Origin of the sequence: Pseudomonas sp. PS01270 (assembly GCF_029959775.1) — a bacterium.
Taxonomy (GTDB): Bacteria; Pseudomonadota; Gammaproteobacteria; order Pseudomonadales; family Pseudomonadaceae; genus Aquipseudomonas; species Aquipseudomonas atacamensis.
Map to the genome: position 1 here is coordinate 66,667 of NZ_JASCPT010000008.1, position 22,817 is coordinate 89,483.

The window sequence follows — 22,817 nt, forward strand, 5'->3', positions numbered from 1 at the left end:
GTACCTACATCGATGGTCTGCCACGCATTGTTCCGATCAGGAACGCGCAGCCAGTAATGTGGCCTCCGTCTATGCAAGACAAGGTAAAGAAATAACATGGGCAGCATGCATCCCGTACAGGTGATCGCGGTGACCGGCGGCAAAGGTGGCGTCGGCAAGACTAACGTGTCAGTGAACTTGTCGCTGGCGCTGGCAGAGCTTGGCCGTCGGGTCATGCTGCTGGACGCCGACCTGGGCCTGGCGAACGTCGACGTTCTGCTGGGGCTGACACCCAAGCGCACACTGGCCGACGTCATCGAAGGCCGTTGCGAACTGCGCGACGTGCTGTTGCAAGGCCCGGGCGGGATTCGCATCGTGCCGGCGGCCTCCGGCACGCAGAGCATGGTGCACCTGAGCCCGGCGCAGCACGCCGGCCTGATCCAGGCGTTCAGCGACATCGGCGACAATCTCGACGTGCTGGTGATCGACACCGCTGCGGGTATTGGTGACTCGGTAGTCAGTTTCGTTCGTGCCGCCCAGGAAGTGTTGCTGGTGGTCTGCGACGAGCCGACTTCGATCACCGATGCTTACGCGCTGATCAAGTTGCTCAACCGCGACTACGGCATGAACCGCTTCCGCGTACTGGCCAACATGGCGCAGAGCCCGCAGGAAGGGCGCAACCTGTTCGCCAAGTTGACCAAGGTCACGGATCGCTTCCTCGACGTCGCCCTACAATACGTCGGCGCCGTGCCGTACGACGAAAGCGTGCGCAAGGCGGTGCAGAAGCAGCGCGCCGTCTACGAAGCCTTTCCCCGTTCCAAGTGCGCGCTGGCCTTCAAGGCCATCGCCCAGAAGGTCGACACCTGGCCGCTGCCCGCCAACCCGCGCGGGCATCTGGAATTTTTCGTCGAGCGTCTCGTGCAGCAAACCGCAGGGCCTGTGATATGACCGCCAGTGGCATGAATCTTTACAAAAAGTCGGCGCGTGACGCGCAATACGAATTGATCGAGCGCTACGCGCCACTGGTCAAGCGCATTGCCTATCACTTGCTGGCGCGCCTGCCGGCCAGCGTGCAGGTCGAAGACCTGATCCAGGCCGGGATGATCGGTTTGCTCGAAGTCTCGACCAAATACGACGCCAGCAAAGGCGCCAGTTTCGAAACGTACGCGGGCATTCGAATCCGCGGCGCGATGCTCGATGAAGTGCGCAAAGGGGATTGGGCGCCACGCTCGGTTCACCGTAATACCAGGATGGTCAGCGACGCGATTCGCTCGATTGAAGCTAAAACCGGCCGTGACGCTAAAGATCACGAGGTTGCGGCCGAACTCCAATTGAGTCTCGACGATTACTACGGGATTCTGAATGACACCTTGGGCAGTCGCCTGTTCAGTTTCGACGACCTGTTGCAGGACGGCGAACACGAAGGGCTGCACGAGGATGGCGCGAGTGCTCATATGGAGCCGTCACGCGATCTGGAAGATGAACGCTTCCAGGCGGCGCTGGCGGACGCGATTGCCAATTTGCCGGAGCGTGAGCGACTGGTGTTGGCGCTGTACTACGACGAAGAGCTGAACCTCAAGGAAATCGGTGAAGTCCTTGGCGTCAGTGAATCGCGGGTCAGCCAGTTACACAGCCAGTGCGCGGCCCGTCTGCGGGGGCGTTTGGGGGAGTGGCGAGCGCGCTGAAGGCAGTGTGGGGACACTGCGAAACGAGGCTGGTGCGGTGATGAACGGCGCCGGTCTCGATCCGTTGTGCTCCAGACAAACTTTAAGTGCTGCGCCGATTGATTGAAGTGGCGCGTCCAGGTGCTGGGCGCGTTTAAGACTGCTTGGAGGTCGAATTGAACAAAGACATGAAAATCCTCATCGTTGATGACTTCTCAACGATGCGGCGGATCATCAAGAACCTGCTGCGCGATCTTGGGTTCACCAACACCGTCGAGGCCGACGATGGCACCACTGCCATTCCGGTGCTCAACAGCGGCAGCATCGACTTTCTGGTAACGGACTGGAACATGCCGGGCATGACCGGTATCGACCTGCTGCGTCACGTGCGCGCCGATGAAAAACTCAAGCACCTCCCGGTGTTGATGGTGACTGCTGAAGCCAAGCGCGAGCAGATCATCGAGGCCGCCCAGGCCGGTGTGAACGGTTACGTGGTCAAACCTTTCACGGCTCAAGCGTTGAAAGACAAAATCGAGAAGATTTTCGAACGCATCGGCTGATGAATGCGCGGGGGAGCTATGGAGCATAACGAATCATCACAGGGCGATTTCGAATCGACCCTGAAAAAACACGCGGTCGAACTGGTCGAGAGCCTTGAAAAAGGCAAGTTCGGCGACGCGGTGCAACTGATCCATGAGCTCAATCAGACCCGTGACCGCGGCCTGTATCAGGAAGTGGGCAAGCTCACACGTGAACTGCACAGTGCGATCGTCAATTTCCAGATCGATCCGCACATGCCGCAGGCCGAGGAAGTGTCGCAAATCACCGACGCCACCGAACGCCTGGGCTATGTGGTCAAGCTGACGGAAGCCGCGGCCAACCGCACCATGGATCTGGTGGAAAGCGCCACGCCGGTGGTCAACAGTCTCGCTGATGAAGCGCAGACGTTGAGCGCCGATTGGGGCCGCTTCATGCGTCGCGAGGTCGGGGCTGAAGAGTTCCGCGAACTGGCGCGCCGGGTCGACGGTTTTCTGTCACGCAGCAGCACGGACAACCGTGCGGTGTCGAGCAACCTCAACGACATCCTGCTGGCTCAGGATTACCAGGACCTCACAGGTCAAGTGATCAAGCGTGTGACCCAACTGGTCACCGAAGTCGAAAGCAATCTGCTCAAACTCGTGCTCATGGCCAGTCAGGTCGACCGCTTTGCGGGCATCGAACATGACCGCGCCGCAATGCTTGCTGAAAAAGATCCACAAAAACATCTCTCGCAGGGTGAAGGTCCGCAGATTCATGCCGATAAACGAGAAGACGTTGTGTCCGGTCAGGACGATGTGGACGATTTGTTATCCAGCCTTGGATTCTAGAGTTTCGGAATTCGGGTTTTTTGGGTTTTTAGACCTGTAGGAGCACCCCATTAATGAGCTTCGGCGCCGATGAAGAGATCCTTCAGGATTTCCTGGTTGAGGCCGGCGAGATTCTTGAGCAACTGTCCGAACAACTGGTCGAGCTGGAAAGCCGCCCGGATGATGCAGATCTGCTCAATGCAATTTTTCGCGGTTTCCACACTGTAAAAGGGGGCGCCGGCTTCCTTCAGCTCAATGAGCTGGTGGAGTGCTGTCACATCGCCGAAAACGTGTTCGACATCCTGCGCAAGGGTGAGCGTCGCGTTGATGCAGAACTGATGGACGTGGTGCTCGAAGCACTGGACGCGGTGAACAGCATGTTCAGCGAAGTCCGTGAACGTGCACCGATCACCGCTGCGACGCCGGAACTGCTGGCCGCGCTGGCGCGTCTGGCCGAACCGCAATCGGCGGATGAAGCCGTTGCCGCACCGGTAGAAGCGGTGGAAGAACCGGTCGCCGAAAGCGCATCGGACGACATCACCGATAACGAATTCGAACAACTGCTGGACTCGCTGAATGCCGTCAAGGCCCAGGCCCAGGCTCCGGCCGCTGTCGCTGCTCCCGCGCAGGTTGCCGATACGGCGGCCAGCGATGAAATCACCGACGCCGAATTTGAATCGCTGCTCGATCAACTGCATGGCAAAGGCCAGTTTGCTGTCGATGCGGTCGCTCCGGCGGCACCAGCAGCGCCGGCCGCACCTGCTGCGGGCGACAGCTCGGACATCACCGACGACGAATTCGAAGCCTTGCTCGATCAGTTGCACGGCAAGGGCAACTTCGCCGTTGACGCGCTCGAATCGGCCATCGCTTCGGCCCCGGCCGCACCTGCTGCACCGGCAGCCGCTGCGGCCGGCAGTGACCTGATCAGCGATCACGAATTCGAATCGCTGCTCGACGAATTGCACGGCAAAGGCAAGTTTGACGCCAGCGCTGCGACTGCCGGCTCTGCGTCGAGCGTCGCCACGCCAGCGGCGAAAGCTCCGGCTGCCGCTGCTGCGCCGAAACCTGCCGCCAAGCCTGAACCGAAAGCCGAGGCGCCGAAACCGGCCGCCGCTGCTGCACCGGCAGCGGCCCGTGCGCCAGCCGCTGCACCGGCGGAAAAACCGGCCAGCGAAGCGGAAACCACCGTGCGCGTCGATACCGCGCGGCTCGACGAGATCATGAACATGGTCGGCGAGCTGGTGCTGGTGCGTAACCGTCTGGTGCGCTTGGGCCTCAACAGCGGCGACGAAGCCATGTCCAAGGCTGTGTCGAACCTCGACGTGGTCACCGCTGACCTGCAGACCGCCGTGATGAAAACGCGGATGCAGCCGATCAAGAAGGTCTTCGGGCGCTTCCCGCGTCTGGTTCGCGACCTCGCACGTCAGCTCAAGAAAGAGATCAACCTGGAACTGGTGGGCGAAGAAACCGACCTCGACAAAAACCTTGTCGAGGCTCTGGCCGACCCGCTGGTCCACTTGGTGCGCAACGCCGTCGACCACGGCATCGAGTCGCCGGAAGAACGCGAAGCATCGGGCAAGGCCCGTGGCGGTCGCGTGGTGCTGGCGGCCGAGCAGGAAGGCGACCATATCCTGCTGTCGATCTCCGACGACGGCAAAGGCATGGACCCGAACGTCCTGCGTTCGATCGCGGTAAAACGCGGTGTGATGGACAAGGACGCGGCCGATCGCCTGAGCGATACCGAGTGCTACAACCTGATCTTCGCCCCGGGTTTCTCGACCAAGACCGAGATCTCCGACGTGTCCGGCCGTGGTGTCGGCATGGACGTGGTGAAGACCAAGATTTCCCAGCTCAACGGTTCGATCAACATCTACTCGACCAAGGGCCAGGGCTCGAAGATCGTCATCAAGGTGCCTTTGACCCTGGCGATCATGCCGACGCTGATGGTCATGCTTGGCAATCAGGCGTTCGCGTTCCCGCTGGTCAACGTCAACGAAATCTTCCACCTCGACCTGTCGACCACCAATGTCGTCGACGGTCAGGAAGTGGTGATCGTGCGCGACAAGGCGCTGCCATTGTTCTACCTCAAGCGCTGGCTGGTCAGCTCCGCCGCTCACGAAGAGCAGCGCGAAGGCCATGTGGTGATTCTTTCGGTGGGCACACAGCGGATCGGCTTCGTCGTCGATCAACTGGTCGGCCAGGAAGAAGTGGTCATCAAGCCATTGGGCAAAATGCTCCAGGGAACTCCGGGCATGTCCGGCGCCACCATCACCGGTGACGGCCGCATTGCGCTGATTCTCGATGTTCCAAGCATGCTCAAGCGTTACGCCACAAAGCGTATTTGAATCCGGGGCGGCGGCGCGATGACGCGCCGCTGCACCTAATGGAGTGTTTATGGCAGTCAAAGTCCTGGTGGTGGACGATTCGGGTTTTTTCCGCCGCCGCGTCTCGGAAATTCTTTCGGCGGATCCGAGCATCCAGGTGGTCGGCACGGCCACCAACGGTAAAGAGGCGATCGATCAGGCCATGGCCCTCAAGCCTGACGTGATCACCATGGACTACGAGATGCCGATGATGGACGGCATCACGGCAGTGCGGCACATCATGCAGCGCTGCCCGACCCCGGTGTTGATGTTCTCCTCGCTGACGCATGAAGGCGCGCGGGTAACCCTCGATGCGCTGGACGCCGGCGCGGTGGATTTCCTGCCGAAGAATTTCGAAGACATCTCGCGCAACCCCGAGAAGGTCAAGCAACTGCTTTGCGAGAAAGTCCACAGCATCTCGCGCAGCAATCGTCGTTTCAGTGCCTACAGCGCGCCGGCTCCCGCCGCTGCGCCAGCGCCGACGCCTGCTCCGGCAGCGTCGAGCTACGGCAGCCACACGAGCCACAGCAGCCCTGTCCCGGCACGTCCTGCACCTGCGCCTGCGCCTGCCCGTGCATCCGCTGCCAGTGCTTCGTCGCCGGCACCGAAACGCAAAGCCTACAAACTGGTTGCCATCGGCACCTCGACGGGTGGCCCGGTCGCGCTGCAACGCGTACTGACGCAGTTGCCGGCGAACTTCCCGGCGCCGATCGTGCTGATCCAGCACATGCCGGCGGCGTTCACCAAAGCGTTTGCCGAACGTCTCGACAAGCTCTGCCGTATCAGCGTCAAGGAAGCCGAGGATGGCGACATCCTGCGTCCGGGCCTGGCGCTGCTGGCGCCGGGTGGCAAGCAGATGATGATCGACGGCCGTGGCGCGGTGAAGATTTTGCCGGGTGACGAACGTCTGAATTACAAGCCGTGCGTGGACATCACTTTCGGTTCTGCAGCCAAGTCCTACGGCGACAAAGTTCTGGCAGTGGTGCTGACCGGCATGGGCGCCGACGGCCGCGAAGGCGCGCGTCTGCTCAAGCAGGGCGGCAGCTCGGTGTGGGCGCAGGACGAAGCAAGCTGCGTGATCTACGGCATGCCGATGGCCATCGTCAAAGCCGATCTGGCTGACGCGGTGTACGGTCTGGACGACATCGGCAAGCACATCGTCGAGGCGTGTATCTGATGGATGTTCTCAGCCTTATCGGCCTCATCATGGCGTTCGTCGCCATCATCGGCGGCAACTACCTTGAAGGCGGCCACCTCGGCGCGCTGGCCAACGGCCCGGCAGCGCTGATCGTGCTGGGCGGCACGGTCGGTGCCGCGCTGCTGCAATCACCGATGAGTGCGTTCAAGCGCGCCATGCAGATTCTCGGCTGGATCTTCTTCCCGCCGCGTGTCGACCTGGCCGGCGGCATCGACCGCGTGGTCAATTGGAGCCTGACGGCGCGCAAGGAAGGCTTGCTCGGCCTCGAAGGCGTGGCCGACGCCGAGCCCGACAGCTATTCGCGCAAGGGTCTGCAACTGCTGGTCGACGGCGCCGAGCCGGAGGCGATTCGCAGCATTCTCGAAGTGGATTTCTACACCCAGGAATCCCGCGATATCGAAGCGGCCAAAGTGTTCGAAAGCATGGGCGGCTACGCGCCGACCATCGGCATCATCGGTGCGGTGATGGGCCTGATTCACGTGATGGGCAACCTCGCTGATCCGTCGCAACTGGGTAACGGCATTGCCGTGGCGTTCGTCGCGACCATCTATGGCGTGGCCAGTGCCAACCTGATCCTCTTGCCGGTCGCGGCCAAGCTCAAGTCCATCGCGTTGCGGCAGTCGCGTTATCGCGAAATGTTGCTGGAAGGAATTCTGTCGATCGCCGAAGGTGAAAACCCTCGTTCCATTGAGTTGAAGCTGCAAGGCTTCATGGACTAAGGGAATAACCTCATGGCTCGTCGTCGCCACCAGGAAGAACACGTCAATCACGAGCGCTGGCTCGTGTCCTACGCGGATTTCATCACTTTGCTGTTCGCGTTTTTCGTGGTGATGTACTCGATCTCGTCGATCAACGAAGGCAAGTACAAAGTCATTTCCGAAGCGCTGATCGGCGTGTTTACCGACTCCGACCGCTCGCTCAAACCGATTCCGATCGGCGACGAGCGACCGAAAACCGTGACCCCGGCCAAGCCGCTGGTCAAGGATGCCGAGCAGGTCGACGCCGGTATATCCGGGGCCAGCGATCCGCTGAAAAGCATCGCCGATGACATCAGCGCCGCCTTCGGTGATTTGATCAGCTCCAACCAGATGACCGTGCGCGGCAACGAGTTGTGGGTCGAGATCGAGCTCAATTCCAGCCTGTTGTTTGGCAGCGGCGACGCCATGCCGAGCGACATCGCGTTCAACATCATCGACAAGGTCGCGGCGATCCTCAAACCGTTCGACAACCCGATCCACGTCGAAGGCTTCACCGACGATCAACCGATCCGCACCGCGCAGTACCCGACCAACTGGGAACTGTCCTCGGCGCGTTCGGCGAGCATCGTGCGCATGCTCGCCATGCAGGGTGTGAACCCTGGACGACTGGCGTCGGTGGGCTACGGCGAATTCCAGCCAGTGGCCAACAACGCCACGGTCGAAGGCCGGGCGAAGAACCGTCGCGTGGTGCTGGTGGTGTCGCGCAATCTCGATGTGCGCCGCAGCCTCACCGGCACCGGAACCGCCAATGCGCAACCGGACGCGGCGTTGAAGCGCGCTGGCACACAAACTGCACCGACCCCGGTCAAGACGCCGGGACGCGAGAGTGCCGTCAATTCTCCGTCGCCCGCATTAACACGCTGAAGCATGTCTCGGCCAATCAACCTGGCCGGGAGGAACGAACTGAATGAGAGTCTGGGCAGTCGCCAATCAAAAGGGTGGTGTCGGTAAAACCACATCCTCCATCGCTTTAGCCGGGTTGCTGGCCGAGGCGGGCAAGCGCGTGGTTGTGGTCGATCTCGATCCGCACGGCTCGATGACCAGCTATTTCGGCTACGACCCCGACAGCCTGGAACACAGCAACTACGACCTGTTTCTGCACAAGGGCAGCGTGCCGCAAGGCCTGCCGGGGCAGTTGCTGTTGTCGACCAGCGACGAACGGATTTCCCTGCTGCCATCGAGCACCGCACTGGCCACCCTTGAGCGGCAGTCGCCGGGGCAGAGTGGCTTGGGTCTGGTGATCGCCAAGAGTCTGGCGCAACTGTGGCAGGACTTCGATTACGCGATCATCGACAGCCCGCCGTTGCTCGGTGTGCTGATGGTCAACGCCCTCGCGGCGAGCCAGCAACTGGTGATTCCGGTGCAGACCGAGCACCTCGCCGTGAAAGGTCTGGAGCGCATGGTCAACACCCTGGCGATGATCAATCGTTCGCGCAAACAGCCGTTGCCGTTCAGCATCGTGCCGACTTTGTTCGACCGCCGCACGCAGGCCTCGATGGGCACCTTGCGCGTGCTGCGTGACAAATTTCCCGAAGACATCTGGCACGGCTACATCCCGGTCGATACTCGTCTGCGCGACGCCAGCCGGGCGGGCGTCACGCCTTCGCAATTCGACGGCAAGAGCCGTGGCGTGCTGGCCTACCGCGCGCTGCTCAAGCACCTGCTCGCGCAGCAACTTGTTCCGCAGGTGGCCTGAGATGATTTCGATCTGCTTGCCCGAACCCTGTGGGAGCGAGCCTGCTCGCGAAGCGGACAACGCGGTTTCCCTGTCAGGCGCTGATCACCGATGAACCGCCCAGTGAAACTCACCTCACGTCCGCAACAGGCCTTGCAGTCCTATCTGGAAGACCTGCTGCTCGACTTGCCCGAGGACTTGCCTGCGCCGGTCGAAGCACTGCCGCCAGTCGTCGAACAGGCGCAGCCTGAAGTGGTGGAAAGCACCGAGGCCATGGACGAGTTCCAGGCCGCGGTGCTGGAAGAGCAGGCCCGTGACGCGCAGAAATCCGTCGCTCCGATTGCCGCGCCTGCTGCTGCCCCCGTGGCCAAAGCACCGGTGGCGCTGATCGACGAACCGCGCACGCCACTGTCGACACTGGCGCCGCTGCTGCAAACACAATTATTGACCGTGCCGGAACCCGAACCGGAGCCAGAACCCGCGCCGCAGATTGCTGAGCCGCAGGTGCTGGTCCCGCCGCTGGTGGAAGTGCACCTGCCGCCGAACAACCCGCCGCCACCGGTCGAGCCCGATGGCCGTCCGGCCTGGGCTGCCGAAGCCTTCGAATGCTTGCTGTTCGATGTTGCCGGGCTGACCCTGGCGGTGCCGCTGGTGTGCCTTGGCTCGATCTATTCGCTGGCCGGCCACGAGCTGACGCCGCTGTTTGGTCAGCCGGAGTGGTTCCTTGGAATCCTGCCGAGCCAGGCCGGTAATCTGAAAGTCTTGGACACCGCGCGCTGGGTCATGCCGGATCGCTACCGCGATGACTTCCGTCAGGGCCTGCAATACGTGATTTCGGTACAAGGTTACGAGTGGGGGCTGGCGGTGCATCAGGTCAGCCGCTCGTTGCGCCTGGACCCGAATGAAATCAAATGGAGAAGTCACCGGGGTCAGCGGCCATGGCTCGCCGGCACCGTGATCGAGCACATGTGTGCATTGCTTGACGTATCCGCACTGGCCGAATTGATCGCCAGCGGCGGGGCAAAGCACTTGAGTGGCAACAAGCCGCTACATAAACCGACATAGCAGCCGACATAACAATCAGGCGATGGCATTTTCCAGTGCCACCACACAGAACACACACCGCCCGGGGCGGTTTTTTCGAGGGGTCAGGGTATGAGTAGTCAGGCGTCGAATGCAAAAGGTTCTGAAGATCCGATCCTGCAATGGGTGACCTTCAAACTGGATAACGAAACCTACGGCATCAACGTGATGCGTGTGCAGGAAGTGCTGCGCTACACCGAGATCGCGCCGGTGCCGGGTGCACCGAGCTACGTGCTGGGCATCATCAACCTGCGCGGCAACGTGGTCACCGTGATCGACACCCGTCAGCGCTTCGGCCTGCACAGCGGTGAGATCAGCGACAACACCCGTATCGTCATCATCGAAGCCGACAAGCAAGTCGTCGGCATCATGGTCGACAGCGTCGCCGAAGTGGTTTACCTGCGTCAGTCGGAAATCGAAACCGCACCGAACGTCGGTAACGAAGAGTCGGCCAAGTTCATTCAGGGCGTGTGCAACAAGAACAACGAACTGCTGATTCTGGTCGAGCTGGACAAGATGATGAGCGAAGAAGAATGGTCGGAACTGGAGAGCATCTGATTTGATTCTCGAGGTTGCGGTAATTGTTCTGTTCCTGTTCTGGGCCGGTACGCTGGCGATGTTCGTCTCGTACATCAAGGCGCAGCGAGTGATCGCTGCGCAGCAGGCCCAGGGCGATGCGCTGCGTGATCAGCGCATCAAGGAACTGGCCAAACGCGTCGACGACTACCAGAACGGCAACGTGCGCATGGGCGAAGCCCTGCACGAGTTGCGCGCGGTGGTAAGCCCGTTGCCGGACAAGATCGTTGCACTGGAACAACGCGACCCGTCGAGCCTGTCATTCGCCCAGGCGGCGAAACTGGTGGGAATGGGCGCCAGCGTCGATGAACTGACTCAGTCGTGCGGATTGACCCAGGCTGAAGCGGAGTTGATGCGCAAGTTGCACAAGGGCAGCTAGGAGCTTCAGGCTTCGAGCGGCAAGCAAGATCAAAAGCGCTATTCGCGAGCAGGCTCGCTCCCACATTTGATCACAGTCGAATGTGAGATCGTTCCCACGCTCTGCGTGGGAACGCATCCTGGGACGCTCCGCGTTTCGCCTGTGAAATGTGACGCGGAGCGTCACGGGCGGCATTCCCACGCGGAGCGTGGGAACGATCAAATCAAAAGCGCTATTCGCGAGCAGGCTCACTCCCACATTTGATCACGGTCGAATGTGGGAGCGAGCTTGCTCGCGAAGGCGTCTTCGAAGTCTCAGTAATCATCCCCGCGATCAGTGACGTCCTTCTCGACCATCGGCGCGTTCGGGTCCTGTCCCTCGGGGAATTTGCCTTTCAGGTTCCAGGCAAACGCGATGATCTCGGCAATGGTGCGATAGAGCTCTTCGGGAATGCTGTCGCCCAGTTCCATCCGCGCCAGCAGGCGCACCAGTTCGGCGTTCTCGTAGATCGGCACTTCGTAATCGCGAGCGATACGCAGGATTTCTTCGGCCAGTTCTTCGTCGCCCTTGGCGGTGAGGGTCGGGGCGTGGTTGCCGTCGTATTTGAGGGCGATGGCCTGGCGTGGGGCAGTGGAATCGTTCATGCGGTTTCGTCGACCCAGCGGTGTTCGAGGCGGGTTTGGTTGCCTTGCGGCGGAGTGCCGTGGTGGCAGTCGAGGTCGCCGACGTTGAGCCCGGAATCGAGCAAGCGCTGGCGCAGGGCGAACAGGTTGTTTTCGATCAGGTCAGCGGTGTACGGCCGCTCGGCCCACAGCTGACTGGACAGGCTGCCGGCGATCAGTTGCGCCTGAATCTGCATTGGCCCGAGCGGTTCCAGATCGAAGGCCAGATCGACGCGCCACAGTTGCTGTTTGGCTTCGCGCTCATCGCGGCGTTCGTGCGGCTGCGGTTCGCGCTCCGGCGCTTCTTCACGCTGGAATTTGACCTGCAACGGCACGATGTCCTGCAGGTTGCGCATGGGGATTTCCAGCTGCCAGGTGCTGAGCAGGCGGCCATCGTCAGTGACGCCGGTCTGTTCCAGGCTCGACAGCTGGTGGCTCTGCAGACGCGACACCGCTGCGGCGGCGAGGCGCAGCAGTTGTTCGAGATCACCTTCGCCTTCCAGTTTCGCCAGCAGTCGTTCAGGCAACGGGAAGCTGCTGGGCACCGGTTTGGCGCTGACTTGGCCGAGGGTGCCGAGGGCGCTCCGGACGAAACTCGGCAGTGCCTGCGCCAGGGTATTAGCGGCGATGATCGCATTGAAATTGGTGTTGCTTGGCAGGCCCGGGGTCAGTTGCGCGATCAGCTTGAGCAGGTCGGCTTTCATGTCCGGGGCGAGAGTCGGATTCTGTCCGCCGAGCAATTTCGCTTCGAGGAACGCGCCGCTGTTGGCCAGCGCCAGCGCCACGCCTCTGGCAGTGCTCATTTGCTGTACGTCCGGCAGGCTGGCGAGCAACTTGTCGACCACCGCGCGCAGATCGGCCGAAGTCTGATCGCTGGATGGCGGCAGGCTCTGCAACAACTTCAGCAAGCCATCGAGCGAGCCCTGACGACTTTGCTGACCGAGCAATTGCTGACTCACCGCCAGTTGTTCCTGACGGCTGCTCAGCGGCACGAATTTGAGGGTCTGCGCATCCTGCACCTGCGCCGACAACAGGGTGCCGATGCGCAGCGGTTGCGGGCTGTCGACGGTCAAAGTGCTGCCGCTCAATGCGGTGTTGAGCAGGGTGACCATCGAGCGAAATACCGCCGCTTGCCCCGGCGTCTGCGGCAGGGCTTGCGAGGTCACGACTTTGCCTTGCAGCAAGGTGCCGGCGGGCAATTGCGCGGTATCGATGCGGGTCAGGGTGGCGACGCTGCTGGCAATCGCTTGTTGTACGGTGATCGCCAGATTGCCGGCCGACGGCTGAGTGATCGCCAGGTTGGTGCCCTGTGGCAACGGCAGGTTGCTGCTGGCCTGCACGGTGGTCTGACGGCCGCTGTCGAGGGTCACTTTGAGCAGTAATTCAAAGGTCTGATCGGCCTGCTTGAGCGACAACACCTCAGCCTTGGCGCTTTGCCCCGCGCCGATCAAGCCCTCCACCGGCGTCAGCAGCTTGAGCAGTTCACCCATCTGCGGGCGAGCGCTCGCCGGCACGGTGGGCGGCAGCGGGAGGATGTTCATTTCGCCTGTCATACGCGGACACAACCTGAGGAAATTGCGCTCTTGAGAGTAAGGCACGGCATGTATAATGCCGCGCGTCGTGCGCTTCGTTCAAAAAACCTGGCAATTGTTTGATCCAGCTCGCCAGATCGAGCGATCAAAGCATCTATGCTGCATCTCTTTAACGGCCGCTCCAGAGCCGACTTGAACCGTATAAGGCCCGTGATCCCTTGACCAGTCCTGTCCTGCAAACCGTTGCCCTGGCGTGTGAACGCGATCTGCGGCTGCTTTTCGAAAACCTCGAATTGCGCTTGGCCAGTGGCGACATGGTGCAGATCAGCGGCCCCAACGGCAGCGGCAAGACCAGTCTTTTACGTCTGCTCGCCGGTTTGATGCAACCCACCGACGGCCAGGTGCTGCTCAACGGTCAGCCGCTGGCCGAGCAACGCAGCGAACTGGCGCGAAACCTGTTGTGGATCGGCCACGCCGCCGGGATCAAGGATCTGCTCACTCCCGAAGAAAACCTGTCGTGGCTGTGCGCCCTGCATCATCCCGCCGAACGCGAGGCGATCTGGCAGGCGCTGGCAGCGGTAGGATTGCGCGGTTTCGAAGACGTTCCCTGCCACAGTCTTTCCGCCGGCCAACAGCGCCGTGTGGCGCTGGCGCGGTTGTATCTGGACAGCCCGCCGTTGTGGATTCTCGACGAACCGTTCACCGCGCTGGACAAGCAGGGCGTCGCTCAGTTGGAAGAGCATCTGGCCGGCCACTGCGAACGCGGCGGCCTGGTGGTGCTGACCACCCACCACACCCTGAGCCGCATGCCGGCCGGTTATCGCGACATCGATCTGGGGAAATGGGCGGTATGAGTGTCTTCGGCCTGCTGCTTGCCCGCGAATCGCGACTGCTGTTCCGCCGCCCGGCGGAGCTGGCCAATCCGCTGATTTTCTTTGCCATCGTCATTGCCCTTTTCCCGCTCGCCGTCGGCCCGGAAACTCAAGTCTTGCAAAACCTGTCCCCGGGGTTAGTCTGGGTGGCGGCGTTGTTGTCGGTCCTGCTGTCGCTGGACGGATTGTTTCGCAGTGATTTTGAAGATGGCTCGCTGGAACAGTGGGTCCTTTCGTCGCACCCGCTGCCGCTTCTGGTCCTGGCCAAGGTGCTGGCACACTGGCTGTTCTCCGGTCTGGCACTGGTGCTGCTGTCGCCGTTGCTGGCGTTGATGCTCGGGTTGCCGGCCGCGTGTCTGCCGGTGCTGCTGCTGTCGTTGCTGCTGGGCACGCCAGTGTTGAGCCTGCTCGGTGCAGTCGGCGCGGCGCTGACGGTCGGTCTGAAGCGCGGCGGCCTGTTGCTGGCGCTGCTGATTCTGCCGTTGTACATCCCGGTGTTGATCCTTGGCAGCGGCGCGTTGCAAGCGGCGCTGCAAGGCATGCCGGCGACCGGATACCTGTTGTGGATGGCCAGCCTCACAGCGCTGGCGATCACCCTGACACCCTTTGCAATAGCCGCTGGCCTGAAGATCAGCGTCGGCGAATAATAATGAGGCCTGGTCAAAAATTGACCACTTCTATCAGAAGAAAGGCATGACCCTCTGCCAGCTCGCGATGATGAGCGGCAACCGTGATGGAAACAGTATGAACTGGACCTGGTTTCACAAGCTCGGCTCGCCCAAGTGGTTCTACGGCATCAGCGGCAAGTTCCTGCCGTGGTTGAGCATTGCAGCGTTGCTGCTGATCGGCGTTGGCGTGGTCTGGGGCCTGGCGTTCGCGCCGCCGGATTACCAGCAAGGCAACAGCTTCCGCATCATCTATATCCACGTGCCAGCGGCGATGCTCGCCCAGTCGATCTACGTGATGCTCGCGGTGTGCGGCGTGGTCGGGCTGGTGTGGAAAATGAAGCTGGCCGACGTTGCCCTGCAATGCGCCGCACCGATCGGTGCGTGGATGACTGCCGTGGCGCTGGTTACCGGGGCCATCTGGGGCAAGCCGACCTGGGGCTCGTGGTGGGTTTGGGATGCGCGCCTGACCTCGATGCTGATTCTGCTGTTTCTGTATTTCGGCGTGATCGCGCTGGGCAATGCCATCAGCAACCGCGACAGCGCCGCCAAGGCCTGCGCGGTGCTGGCAATTGTTGGTGTGATCAACATTCCGATCATCAAATACTCGGTGGAGTGGTGGAACACCCTGCATCAGGGCGCGACGTTCACCCTCACGGAAAAACCGGCGATGCCCGCGGAAATGTGGCTGCCGCTGCTGCTGACGGTGCTGGGTTTCTACTGCTTCTTCGGCGCCGTGCTGTTGCTGCGCATGCGTCTGGAAGTACTCAAGCGCGAAGCCCGCGCCAGTTGGGTGAAGACCGAAGTGCAGCAGAGTCTGGAGGCGGCGCGATGAGTTTTGCTTCATTCGGCGATTTTCTCGCCATGGGCCATCACGGCCTGTATGTCTGGTCGGCCTACGGCATCTGCCTGGCGGTGCTGGCCCTCAACGTGGTGGCGCCGATTGCGGCGCGCAAGCGTTATCTGCAACAAGAGGCGCGTCGTCTGCGCCGGGAGAACGGCAAGTGAATGCGCTGCGCAAAAAACGTCTGATCATCATTCTGGCGATTCTGGTCGGAGTGGGCGCTGCTGTCGGCCTGGCCCTGAGCGCGTTGCAGCAAAACATCAATCTGTTTTACACGCCGACGCAAATCGCCAACGGCGAAGCGCCGCAGGACACGCGCATCCGCGCCGGTGGCATGGTCGAGGCCGGTTCGCTGCAACGCTCCAAGGATTCGCTGGACGTCAAATTCGTCGTCACCGATTTCAACAAATCCGTGACCATCGCCTATCGCGGCATCCTCCCGGATCTGTTCCGCGAAGGGCAGGGCATCGTCGCCCTCGGCAAGCTCAACGCCGATGGCGTGGTAGTGGCTGATGAAGTGCTGGCCAAGCACGACGAGAAGTACATGCCGCCGGAAGTGACCAAAGCGCTGAAGGACAGCGGTCAATCCGCACCGACACCTGTGAAGGAGGGTTGATCGATGGCCGCCGCACTGTTTATTCCTGAGCTGGGCCATCTGGCGATGATCCTCGCCCTGTGTTTTGCACTGGTCCAGGCGCTGGTGCCGATGCTCGGCGCGTGGCGCGGCGACCGCTTATGGATGAGCCTGGCGCAACCGGCGGCGTGGGGCCAGTTTGCCTTTCTGCTGTTTGCCTTCGGCTGCCTGACCTACGCGTTCATGACCGACGATTTCTCGGTCGGCTACGTGGCGATGAACTCCAACAGCGCGCTGCCGTGGTACTACAAATTCAGCGCAGTGTGGGGTGCCCACGAAGGTTCGCTGCTGCTGTGGGCGTTGATCCTCGGCGGCTGGACCTTCGCCGTTTCGGTGTTCTCCCGGCAGTTGCCGCAAGTCATGCTCGCCCGCGTCCTGGCGGTGATGGGCATGATCAGCACCGGGTTCCTGCTGTTTCTGATTCTTACCTCGAACCCGTTCGCGCGGATTCTGCCGCAGATTCCCGCGGACGGTCGCGACCTCAACCCGTTGCTGCAAGACATTGGCCTGATCGTGCATCCGCCGATGCTGTACATGGGTTACGTCGGTTTCTCGGTAGCGTTCGCGTTCGCTATCGCCGCGCTGCTCGGCGGGCGTCTCGATGCGGCGTGGGCGCGCTGGTCGCGTCCATGGACCATCGTCGCCTGGGCCTTCCTCGGCATCGGCATCACCCTTGGGTCGTGGTGGGCGTATTACGAACTCGGCTGGGGCGGCTGGTGGTTCTGGGACCCGGTGGAAAACGCCTCGTTCATGCCGTGGCTGGTCGGCACCGCGTTGATTCACTCGCTGGCCGTTACCGAAAAGCGTGGCGTGTTCAAGAGCTGGACGGTGTTGCTGGCGATCGCCGCGTTCTCGTTGAGCCTGCTCGGCACCTTCCTCGTACGCTCGGGCGTGCTGACTTCGGTGCATGCCTTCGCTTCGGATCCCGAGCGCGGCGTGTTCATCCTGATTTTCCTGCTGTTCGTGGTGGGCGGTTCACTGACGCTGTTTGCGCTGCGTGCGCCGGTGGTGAAAAGCCAAGTCGGGTTCAATCTTTGGTCACGGGAAACCTTGCTGCTGGGCAACAACCTGGTACTGGTCGTGGCCGCGTCGATGATCCTCCTTGGCACCTTGTATCCGCTGATTCTTGATGCCATCAGCGGCGCCAAGCTGTCGGTCGGCCCGCCATACTTCAACGCGTTGTTCATTCCGTTGATGGCGTTGCTGATGCTGGTCATGGCGATCGGTGTAATCGTGCGCTGGAAGGACACGCCAGTGAAATGGCTGGTGAGCATGCTCACTCCGGTGCTGCTCGGCAGCGTCGCATTGGCCGTGGTGGCCGGCGTGGCTTACGGCGATTTCAACTGGGCAGTGATCGCGACGTTCCTGCTGGCGGCGTGGGTGTTGCTCGCCGGCGTGCGCGATCTGTTCGACAAGACCCGGCACAAAGGCCTGATCAAAGGTTTGCCGACGCTGACCCGCAGTTATTGGGGCATGCAGATCGCCCACCTCGGCATCGCCGTGTGCGCGCTGGGCGTGGTGTTGTCGAACCAGAACAGTGCCGAGCGCGACCTGCGTCTGGCGCCGGGCGAGTCGATGGACCTGGCCGGCTATCAATTCGTCTTCGAAGGCGCGAAGCATTTCGAAGGGCCGAATTTCACCTCGGACAAAGGTACTATTCGCGTCATTCGTGACGGCGAGGAAATCAGCGTGCTGCACCCGGAAAAACGTCTGTACACCGTGCAGAACTCGGTGATGACCGAAGCCGGCATCGATGCCGGTTTCACCCGCGATCTCTACGTCGCCCTCGGCGAGCCGCTGGATAACGGCGCCTGGGCCGTGCGCGTACACGTCAAACCGTTCGTGCGCTGGATCTGGTTCGGCGGCTTGCTCACCGGATTGGGTGGTTTGCTGGCGGCGCTGGATCGGCGTTATCGGGTCAAGGTGAAAAGCAAAGTGCGCGAAGCACTGGGCATGACGGGAGCGGCGGCATGAGGCGTTGGTTGATGTTGTTGCCGCTGGCGATTTTTCTGCTGGTGGCAGTGTTTCTTTATCGCGGGCTGTATCTGGACCCGGCGGAGCTGCCGTCGGCGATGATCGACAAGCCGTTCCCGGAGTTTTCCCTGCCGAGTGTGCAGGGTGACAAGACGCTGACCAAGGCCGACATTCTCGGCAAACCGGCGCTGGTCAATGTCTGGGGCACCTGGTGCATCTCCTGCCGCGTCGAGCATCCGGTGCTGAACAAACTCGCCGAGCGCGGCGTGAAGATCTACGGCATCAACTACAAGGACACCAATGCCGACGCCTTGAAGTGGCTGGCCGAGTTCCACAATCCGTATGCGCTGGATATTCGTGACGACGAGGGTTCGCTGGGCTTGAATCTTGGTGTCTACGGCGCGCCGGAAACCTTCTTCATCGACGCCAAAGGCATCATCCGCGACAAGTTCGTCGGGGTGATCGACGAGCAGGTCTGGCGCGAAAAACTCGCGGCCAAGTATCAGGCGCTGGTCGATGAGGCCAAGCCATGAAGGGTTTTCTCGCTGCGGTGGTGCTGGGTTTGAGCCTGGCTGGTGTCGCCCATGCGGCCATCGACACCTACGAATTTGCCAAAGAGGGCGACCGCGAGCGTTTCCGCGAGCTGACCAAGGAACTGCGCTGCCCCAAATGCCAGAACCAGGACATTGCCGACTCCAACGCGCCGATCGCCGCCGACCTGCGCAAGGAGATTTTCCGCATGCTCGGCGAGGGCAAGGACAATCAGCAGATCATCGACTTCATGGTCGATCGCTACGGTGATTTCGTCCGCTACAAACCGGCGCTCAATGCCAAGACCGCGCTGCTGTGGTTCGGCCCGGCCGGGCTGCTGCTCGGTGGATTCGTGGTGATCGCGCTGATCGTGCGCAGGCGTCGCGGGCAACGCGCCGAAACGCCGTCATCGCTGTCTGCCGAAGAACGTCAGCGCCTCGACCAACTGTTGGATAAAAACCAAGAATGATTGATTTCTGGCTCGCCGCAGGGCTGTTGCTTCTGGTCGCCCTGAGTTTTCTGCTGATCCCGGTACTGCGCGAACGCCGCGCCCAGCGGGAAGAAGATCGCACCGCGTTGAACGTCGCGCTGTACCAGGAACGGGTGGCCGAGCTGCAAGCGCAGCAGGCCGAGGGCGTGCTCGACGCCGCGCAACTGGACAGCGGCCGCGCGGAAGCTGCGCGTGAACTGCTCGCCGACACCGAAGGCGCCGTCGCGCCGCGTGTCTCGCGCCTGGGCAAGCCGTTGCCGCTGCTGGCCGCCGTGTTGGTACCGGTGCTGGGTCTCGGTCTGTACCTGCATTTCGGCGCCGCCGACAAGGTCGAACTGACCCGCGAATTCGCTCAGGCACCGCAGTCGATGGAAGAGATGACCCAGCGTCTGGAACGTGCGGTTGCCGCACAACCGGATTCCGCCGAAGGTCTGTATTTCCTCGGTCGTACCTACATGGCTCAAGACCGCCCGGCAGACGCGGCGAAGATGTTCGAACGCGCCGCCAACCTCGCCGGTCGCCAGCCGGAGTTGCTCGGCCAGTGGGCGCAGGCGCAGTATTTTGCCGACGGTAAAAAGTGGTCAAAGCAGATTCAGAAACTGACCGACGAAGCGCTGAGGGCCGATCCGAAGGAAGTCACCAGCCTCGGCCTGCTCGGCATCGCCGCGTTCGAAGGCGAGCGTTATCAGGAGGCCATCGACTACTGGAATCGCCTGCTCGCGCAACTGCCGCCGGATGACAACTCTCGCGCTGCGCTGCAAGGCGGCATCGAGCGTGCCGCCGAACGCCTGACAGCCAGCGGTGGCAAGGTTGCCGAGGCAGCGGCGCCGAAAAGCGCGTTGCTGACAGTCAGCGTTGATCTGGCCAGCGACCTCAAGAGCAAGGTGCAACCGGGCGACAGCGTGTTCATCTTCGCCCGCGCCACTTCTGGCCCACCGGCGCCGCTGGCGGCCAAACGCCTGACCGTGGCTGACCTGCCGGTGACCGTCGAACTGGGCGATGCCGATGCAATGATGCCGCAGTTGAAACTGTCCAACTTCCCTGAAGTCCAACTGGTTGCGCGCATCTCACGAGCCGGTCAACCGACTGCCGGTGAGTGGATCGGTCGCAGCGGCCCAGTGGCCAGCAGCACCACCGCGCCACAAAAACTGACTATCGACAGCCCGGACAAGTAACCGGACCCAACAGGAAAGCACCGCCATGCACACCATCGCCCGCATCACAGTCCTCACACTGGCCCTGGGCTTGAGTGCATGTGCGGTACAACGCCCGGAACCGACCACCAGCCTGCCGCCGATCCCGCCGTCCCAGCCAAGTCCAACTCCGTCGACCTCGCCGACCCCCGGCAAGAGCATCCCGGCCAAACCCGCCAAGCCCGTGCCACGTACCTCGGCCAGCTTCGCCCCGCCACCGGGCGGCAACAGCCACTGGGACCAGAAACTCGGCGTCTACGTGCTCGACGACCAGACCAACACCTTCTACCGCCAGCGCACCTACTATCGCTGGAACAACGGCTGGAGCCGCTCGGTCAGCCCCAACGGCCCGTGGGAAGACACCAACATCCACGGCGTCCCGCCGGGATTGGGCAAGAAGTTCGGTCAGTAAGAGAAACGGCGATCCTGGGATCGCCGTTTTTTTTTGCGTCTGATTTTCAGAGAATCGCACGATAGTTAGCTAACGCCTTTACCGACTCGACCAGTCCTTGCCGTTGGAGAAAGCCAAGATATTTGTCCACTTCCACATTGGGCGTTTTCAATTGCCGTCGCTGGCTTTGAGCCGCAGCGACGACGGCAGCCGAATCAAGATGGAAAAGGTTTTCCACAAACTCATCCGGGTGCTGAGCTTCAATGCCGTATGGCGCGAGGTGACGGGTGGGGAAATCTTTCAGGTTAAACGTCACTATTACATCGGCACCGCATCGGATTGCGGCCGCTAGAACATGGCGGTCGTTCTCATCAGGCAGTGTCAGGCCTGACACCAAGTCTTCATAGCCATCGATACACGCGTCTGGAATGGCCAGGTCCATCAATCGCGATGTGCGATCTAGTTGTTCGAGGGTCAGGTCGGACCTGTTTTTCAATAAATTACGCTTCCATTCGTGGTGTATTTCCTGAGTCCAGCGAGCCCGATACAGCCCTGACAACGCGAGCCACATCAGGAAATCTCTTAAAGGGGCCGGATACAAAACGCATGCATCGTATACAGCAGTGAAAGAGGAATGCCTCACTCGTATCCTGTCCTTAGCGCCTGTGCCTGCTCCGCGAGAAGCATCATTGCCTGCTCGCTGGCGGTGTCTCGCCGGGTTTTATATTCCATCAGATCGGCAAAACGCACACGTCGGTGCTTGCCTGTTTTGTGGTAGGAAATCTCACCGCGCTCCAGCAGTTTGATCATGTGCGGACGTGAGACGTTGAGCAGATCGGCAGCTTCCTGCGTGGTCAGCTCCGCGTGGATCGGTACCACCTTCACAGCGTTGCCCTGCGCCAGCGCCGCGAGGATATCGCTCAGCAAGCGCAACGCCGATGTTGGCAGCTCGACGCTGTGGGCTTCGTTCTGTTCATCAAAAATCTGGATTCGCTGAGTTTCAAAACCGCTTGCGAGAAATGCGGTCAGGGCGCGCTGGCCTTCAATCGCGGCTTTGACCTCACGTTCGACGGGCAGATTGATGGCGGATGAAGTAGCGGTGGTCATAAGACAGTTCCAGCATTGTAAGGAAGATCCGCGGACGTTATTCGAATCAAACGAAATTCGCAATAAACGAAACTCGTGCAGGAATACTTTGTAAAACAACCAACCATCAACCCGTCCCATTCTGTGCTTGAGTAAAGATAACTCTAGAGTTATTTTTAATGGGCCAGGCCAAGGAGGCGGTTGGTGCAGAGCAGGCTATTGATGAAGGAGCTGGAGGAGGCGGGCTGGACGCTGGATCGGGTTGCGGGCAGTCATCACATCTTCACTCACTGTTACAACCCGAACACGATTGCCGTCCCGCATCCGAAAAAGGATTTACCGCTGGGGACAATCAAAAGCATTCGGCGGCGCGCGGGGTTATTCAGCCCGCCAAACCGTCATGAAGGAGATCCGTAATGCAATATCCCATCTGCATCGAGTGGGGTGACGAGAACACTGCCATCGGCATTCAGATCCCCGATATTCCCGGCGCAGTCACGGCCGGGGACAGCTTTGAGGAGGCCTACAACGCGGCCGTGGAAGTGGCTCACCTCATGCTGCAGCAGATCGCGGCGGCCGGTCAGGCGATTCCGATGCCGACCTCGGCAGCGGCGCATCGCAATCATCCGGATTTTGCCGAGATGGGCTGGGGCATGCTGGAGCTGGATATCTCGCCGTACCTGGGCAAGACCGAAAAGGTCAACGTTACGCTGCCCGGCTATGTCATTCAGCGTATTGATCGCTATGTACGCGAGCACAACGTCAAAAGCCGCTCCTCGTTTCTGGCGGATGCGGCGATGGAGAAACTGGTTCGGTATTGAAGGTACGTCCAATTGTGGGAGCGAGCCTGCTCGCGAAAGCGTCAGGTCAGGCACTGATCTGTGGCTGACACACCGCCTTCGCCAGCAGGCTCGCACCCCCACAGCGTTTGTGGATTTCAGTG

28 protein-coding genes are annotated in these 22,817 nt (G+C 61.2%); 24 read left to right on the forward strand and 4 right to left on the reverse strand.

The annotated features are described in order from the left end of the window. Positions 1-96: 96 nt before the first annotated feature. The 12 genes from fleN to QMX86_RS05100 all read left to right on the forward strand — a co-directional run bounded on the left by fleN (position 97) and on the right by QMX86_RS05100 (position 11,021). On the forward strand, positions 97-927 hold the full coding sequence (gene fleN / locus QMX86_RS05045) for a flagellar synthesis regulator FleN (protein ID WP_016771060.1): 831 nt from the start codon (positions 97-99) through the stop codon (positions 925-927). Next, positions 924-1,664, forward strand: coding sequence for an RNA polymerase sigma factor FliA (fliA, locus tag QMX86_RS05050; RefSeq protein ID WP_016771059.1), 741 nt, complete (start codon positions 924-926; stop codon positions 1,662-1,664). The genes fleN and fliA overlap by 4 nt, the downstream gene beginning before the upstream one ends. A 167-nt stretch (positions 1,665-1,831) precedes the next feature. After that, complete coding sequence (locus QMX86_RS05055; protein WP_024012118.1) at positions 1,832-2,203, forward strand: chemotaxis response regulator CheY; 372 nt, start codon at positions 1,832-1,834, stop codon at positions 2,201-2,203. An 18-nt stretch (positions 2,204-2,221) separates the two neighbouring features. After that, entirely contained in the window at positions 2,222-3,010 is a 789-nt protein-coding gene (locus QMX86_RS05060) for a protein phosphatase CheZ (protein ID WP_016771058.1), read from the forward strand. Between the two features lie 53 nt (positions 3,011-3,063). Continuing rightward, positions 3,064-5,334, forward strand: a complete 2,271-nt coding sequence (locus QMX86_RS05065) for a chemotaxis protein CheA (RefSeq protein ID WP_282384777.1) — start codon at positions 3,064-3,066, stop codon at positions 5,332-5,334. Positions 5,335-5,383: 49 nt separating this feature from the next. Continuing rightward, entirely contained in the window at positions 5,384-6,529 is a 1,146-nt protein-coding gene (locus QMX86_RS05070; RefSeq protein ID WP_056783833.1) for a chemotaxis response regulator protein-glutamate methylesterase, read from the forward strand. Further along, entirely contained in the window at positions 6,529-7,269 is a 741-nt protein-coding gene (locus QMX86_RS05075) for a flagellar motor protein (protein WP_016771055.1), read from the forward strand. The genes QMX86_RS05070 and QMX86_RS05075 overlap by 1 nt, the downstream gene beginning before the upstream one ends. Positions 7,270-7,281: 12 nt before the next feature. Beyond that, positions 7,282-8,172: a flagellar motor protein MotD gene (gene motD, locus QMX86_RS05080; protein ID WP_016771054.1), complete on the forward strand. Its 891-nt coding sequence runs from the start codon at positions 7,282-7,284 to the stop codon at positions 8,170-8,172. 43 nt (positions 8,173-8,215) lie between these two features. Continuing rightward, positions 8,216-9,004, forward strand: coding sequence for a ParA family protein (locus QMX86_RS05085; protein ID WP_039763606.1), 789 nt, complete (start codon positions 8,216-8,218; stop codon positions 9,002-9,004). 90 nt (positions 9,005-9,094) lie between these two features. Next, positions 9,095-10,048, forward strand: a complete 954-nt coding sequence (locus QMX86_RS05090) for a CheW domain-containing protein (RefSeq protein ID WP_282384774.1) — start codon at positions 9,095-9,097, stop codon at positions 10,046-10,048. Positions 10,049-10,138: 90 nt separating this feature from the next. Beyond that, on the forward strand, positions 10,139-10,624 hold the full coding sequence (locus tag QMX86_RS05095) for a chemotaxis protein CheW (RefSeq protein ID WP_016771050.1): 486 nt from the start codon (positions 10,139-10,141) through the stop codon (positions 10,622-10,624). Between the two features lies 1 nt (position 10,625). Then, positions 10,626-11,021, forward strand: a complete 396-nt coding sequence (locus tag QMX86_RS05100) for a DUF2802 domain-containing protein (RefSeq protein ID WP_016771049.1) — start codon at positions 10,626-10,628, stop codon at positions 11,019-11,021. A 293-nt stretch (positions 11,022-11,314) separates the two neighbouring features. On the opposite strand, the gene QMX86_RS05105 is transcribed toward QMX86_RS05100, so the two are convergent. Together QMX86_RS05105 and QMX86_RS05110 are read right to left on the reverse strand one after the other, a co-directional pair. After that, positions 11,315-11,644, reverse strand: a complete 330-nt coding sequence (locus QMX86_RS05105) for an EscU/YscU/HrcU family type III secretion system export apparatus switch protein (RefSeq protein ID WP_071171454.1) — start codon at positions 11,642-11,644, stop codon at positions 11,315-11,317. Beyond that, complete coding sequence (locus QMX86_RS05110) at positions 11,641-13,215, reverse strand: flagellar hook-length control protein FliK (RefSeq protein ID WP_282384770.1); 1,575 nt, start codon at positions 13,213-13,215, stop codon at positions 11,641-11,643. Before QMX86_RS05110 ends, QMX86_RS05105 begins: the two co-directional genes overlap by 4 nt. 197 nt (positions 13,216-13,412) lie before the next feature. Here QMX86_RS05110 and ccmA point away from each other — a divergent pair, with 197 nt between their 5' ends. The 10 genes from ccmA to QMX86_RS05160 all read left to right on the forward strand — a co-directional run bounded on the left by ccmA (position 13,413) and on the right by QMX86_RS05160 (position 20,809). Further along, a complete protein-coding gene (gene ccmA / locus QMX86_RS05115; RefSeq protein ID WP_041479623.1) occupies positions 13,413-14,048 on the forward strand; it encodes a cytochrome c biogenesis heme-transporting ATPase CcmA in 636 nt (211 codons plus the stop codon). Next, a complete protein-coding gene (gene ccmB, locus QMX86_RS05120) occupies positions 14,045-14,713 on the forward strand; it encodes a heme exporter protein CcmB (RefSeq protein WP_039763615.1) in 669 nt (222 codons plus the stop codon). The genes ccmA and ccmB overlap by 4 nt, the downstream gene beginning before the upstream one ends. Before the next feature lie 97 nt (positions 14,714-14,810). Continuing rightward, on the forward strand, positions 14,811-15,566 hold the full coding sequence (locus tag QMX86_RS05125; protein WP_038860475.1) for a heme ABC transporter permease: 756 nt from the start codon (positions 14,811-14,813) through the stop codon (positions 15,564-15,566). Next, entirely contained in the window at positions 15,563-15,739 is a 177-nt protein-coding gene (ccmD, locus tag QMX86_RS05130) for a heme exporter protein CcmD (RefSeq protein WP_016771045.1), read from the forward strand. The genes QMX86_RS05125 and ccmD overlap by 4 nt, the downstream gene beginning before the upstream one ends. Then, on the forward strand, positions 15,736-16,191 hold the full coding sequence (ccmE, locus tag QMX86_RS05135; protein ID WP_282384767.1) for a cytochrome c maturation protein CcmE: 456 nt from the start codon (positions 15,736-15,738) through the stop codon (positions 16,189-16,191). Before ccmD ends, ccmE begins: the two co-directional genes overlap by 4 nt. A 3-nt stretch (positions 16,192-16,194) precedes the next feature. Beyond that, on the forward strand, positions 16,195-18,183 hold the full coding sequence (locus QMX86_RS05140) for a heme lyase CcmF/NrfE family subunit (RefSeq protein WP_282384765.1): 1,989 nt from the start codon (positions 16,195-16,197) through the stop codon (positions 18,181-18,183). Then, positions 18,180-18,716, forward strand: coding sequence for a DsbE family thiol:disulfide interchange protein (locus tag QMX86_RS05145; protein WP_282384763.1), 537 nt, complete (start codon positions 18,180-18,182; stop codon positions 18,714-18,716). Before QMX86_RS05140 ends, QMX86_RS05145 begins: the two co-directional genes overlap by 4 nt. Then, positions 18,713-19,183: a cytochrome c-type biogenesis protein gene (locus QMX86_RS05150; RefSeq protein WP_073472741.1), complete on the forward strand. Its 471-nt coding sequence runs from the start codon at positions 18,713-18,715 to the stop codon at positions 19,181-19,183. Before QMX86_RS05145 ends, QMX86_RS05150 begins: the two co-directional genes overlap by 4 nt. After that, positions 19,180-20,379: a c-type cytochrome biogenesis protein CcmI gene (ccmI, locus tag QMX86_RS05155; RefSeq protein WP_282384761.1), complete on the forward strand. Its 1,200-nt coding sequence runs from the start codon at positions 19,180-19,182 to the stop codon at positions 20,377-20,379. The genes QMX86_RS05150 and ccmI overlap by 4 nt, the downstream gene beginning before the upstream one ends. Before the next feature lie 25 nt (positions 20,380-20,404). Then, positions 20,405-20,809 (forward strand): hypothetical protein, encoded by a 405-nt coding sequence (locus QMX86_RS05160; protein ID WP_073472737.1) that lies wholly within the window; start codon positions 20,405-20,407, stop codon positions 20,807-20,809. 46 nt (positions 20,810-20,855) lie between these two features. Here the strand turns inward: QMX86_RS05160 and QMX86_RS05165 are convergent, their stop codons facing one another. Both QMX86_RS05165 and QMX86_RS05170 read right to left on the reverse strand, forming a co-directional pair. Beyond that, the gene (locus QMX86_RS05165) at positions 20,856-21,431 is read right to left on the reverse strand and encodes a PIN domain-containing protein (RefSeq protein ID WP_122505943.1); all 576 of its coding nucleotides are present in this window, start codon (positions 21,429-21,431) and stop codon (positions 20,856-20,858) included. Next, the gene (locus QMX86_RS05170; RefSeq protein ID WP_024012132.1) at positions 21,428-21,895 is read right to left on the reverse strand and encodes a helix-turn-helix domain-containing protein; all 468 of its coding nucleotides are present in this window, start codon (positions 21,893-21,895) and stop codon (positions 21,428-21,430) included. The genes QMX86_RS05165 and QMX86_RS05170 overlap by 4 nt, the downstream gene beginning before the upstream one ends. A gap of 183 nt (positions 21,896-22,078) precedes the next feature. Between QMX86_RS05170 and QMX86_RS05175 the strand changes: the two genes are divergently transcribed. Beyond that, positions 22,079-22,291: a type II toxin-antitoxin system HicA family toxin gene (locus QMX86_RS05175; RefSeq protein WP_282384758.1), complete on the forward strand. Its 213-nt coding sequence runs from the start codon at positions 22,079-22,081 to the stop codon at positions 22,289-22,291. Next, positions 22,291-22,695 carry a type II toxin-antitoxin system HicB family antitoxin gene (locus QMX86_RS05180; RefSeq protein WP_110645083.1) on the forward strand — a complete coding sequence of 135 codons (405 nt, stop codon included), beginning with the start codon at positions 22,291-22,293 and terminating at the stop codon, positions 22,693-22,695. The genes QMX86_RS05175 and QMX86_RS05180 overlap by 1 nt, the downstream gene beginning before the upstream one ends. Positions 22,696-22,817 lie beyond the last annotated feature (122 nt).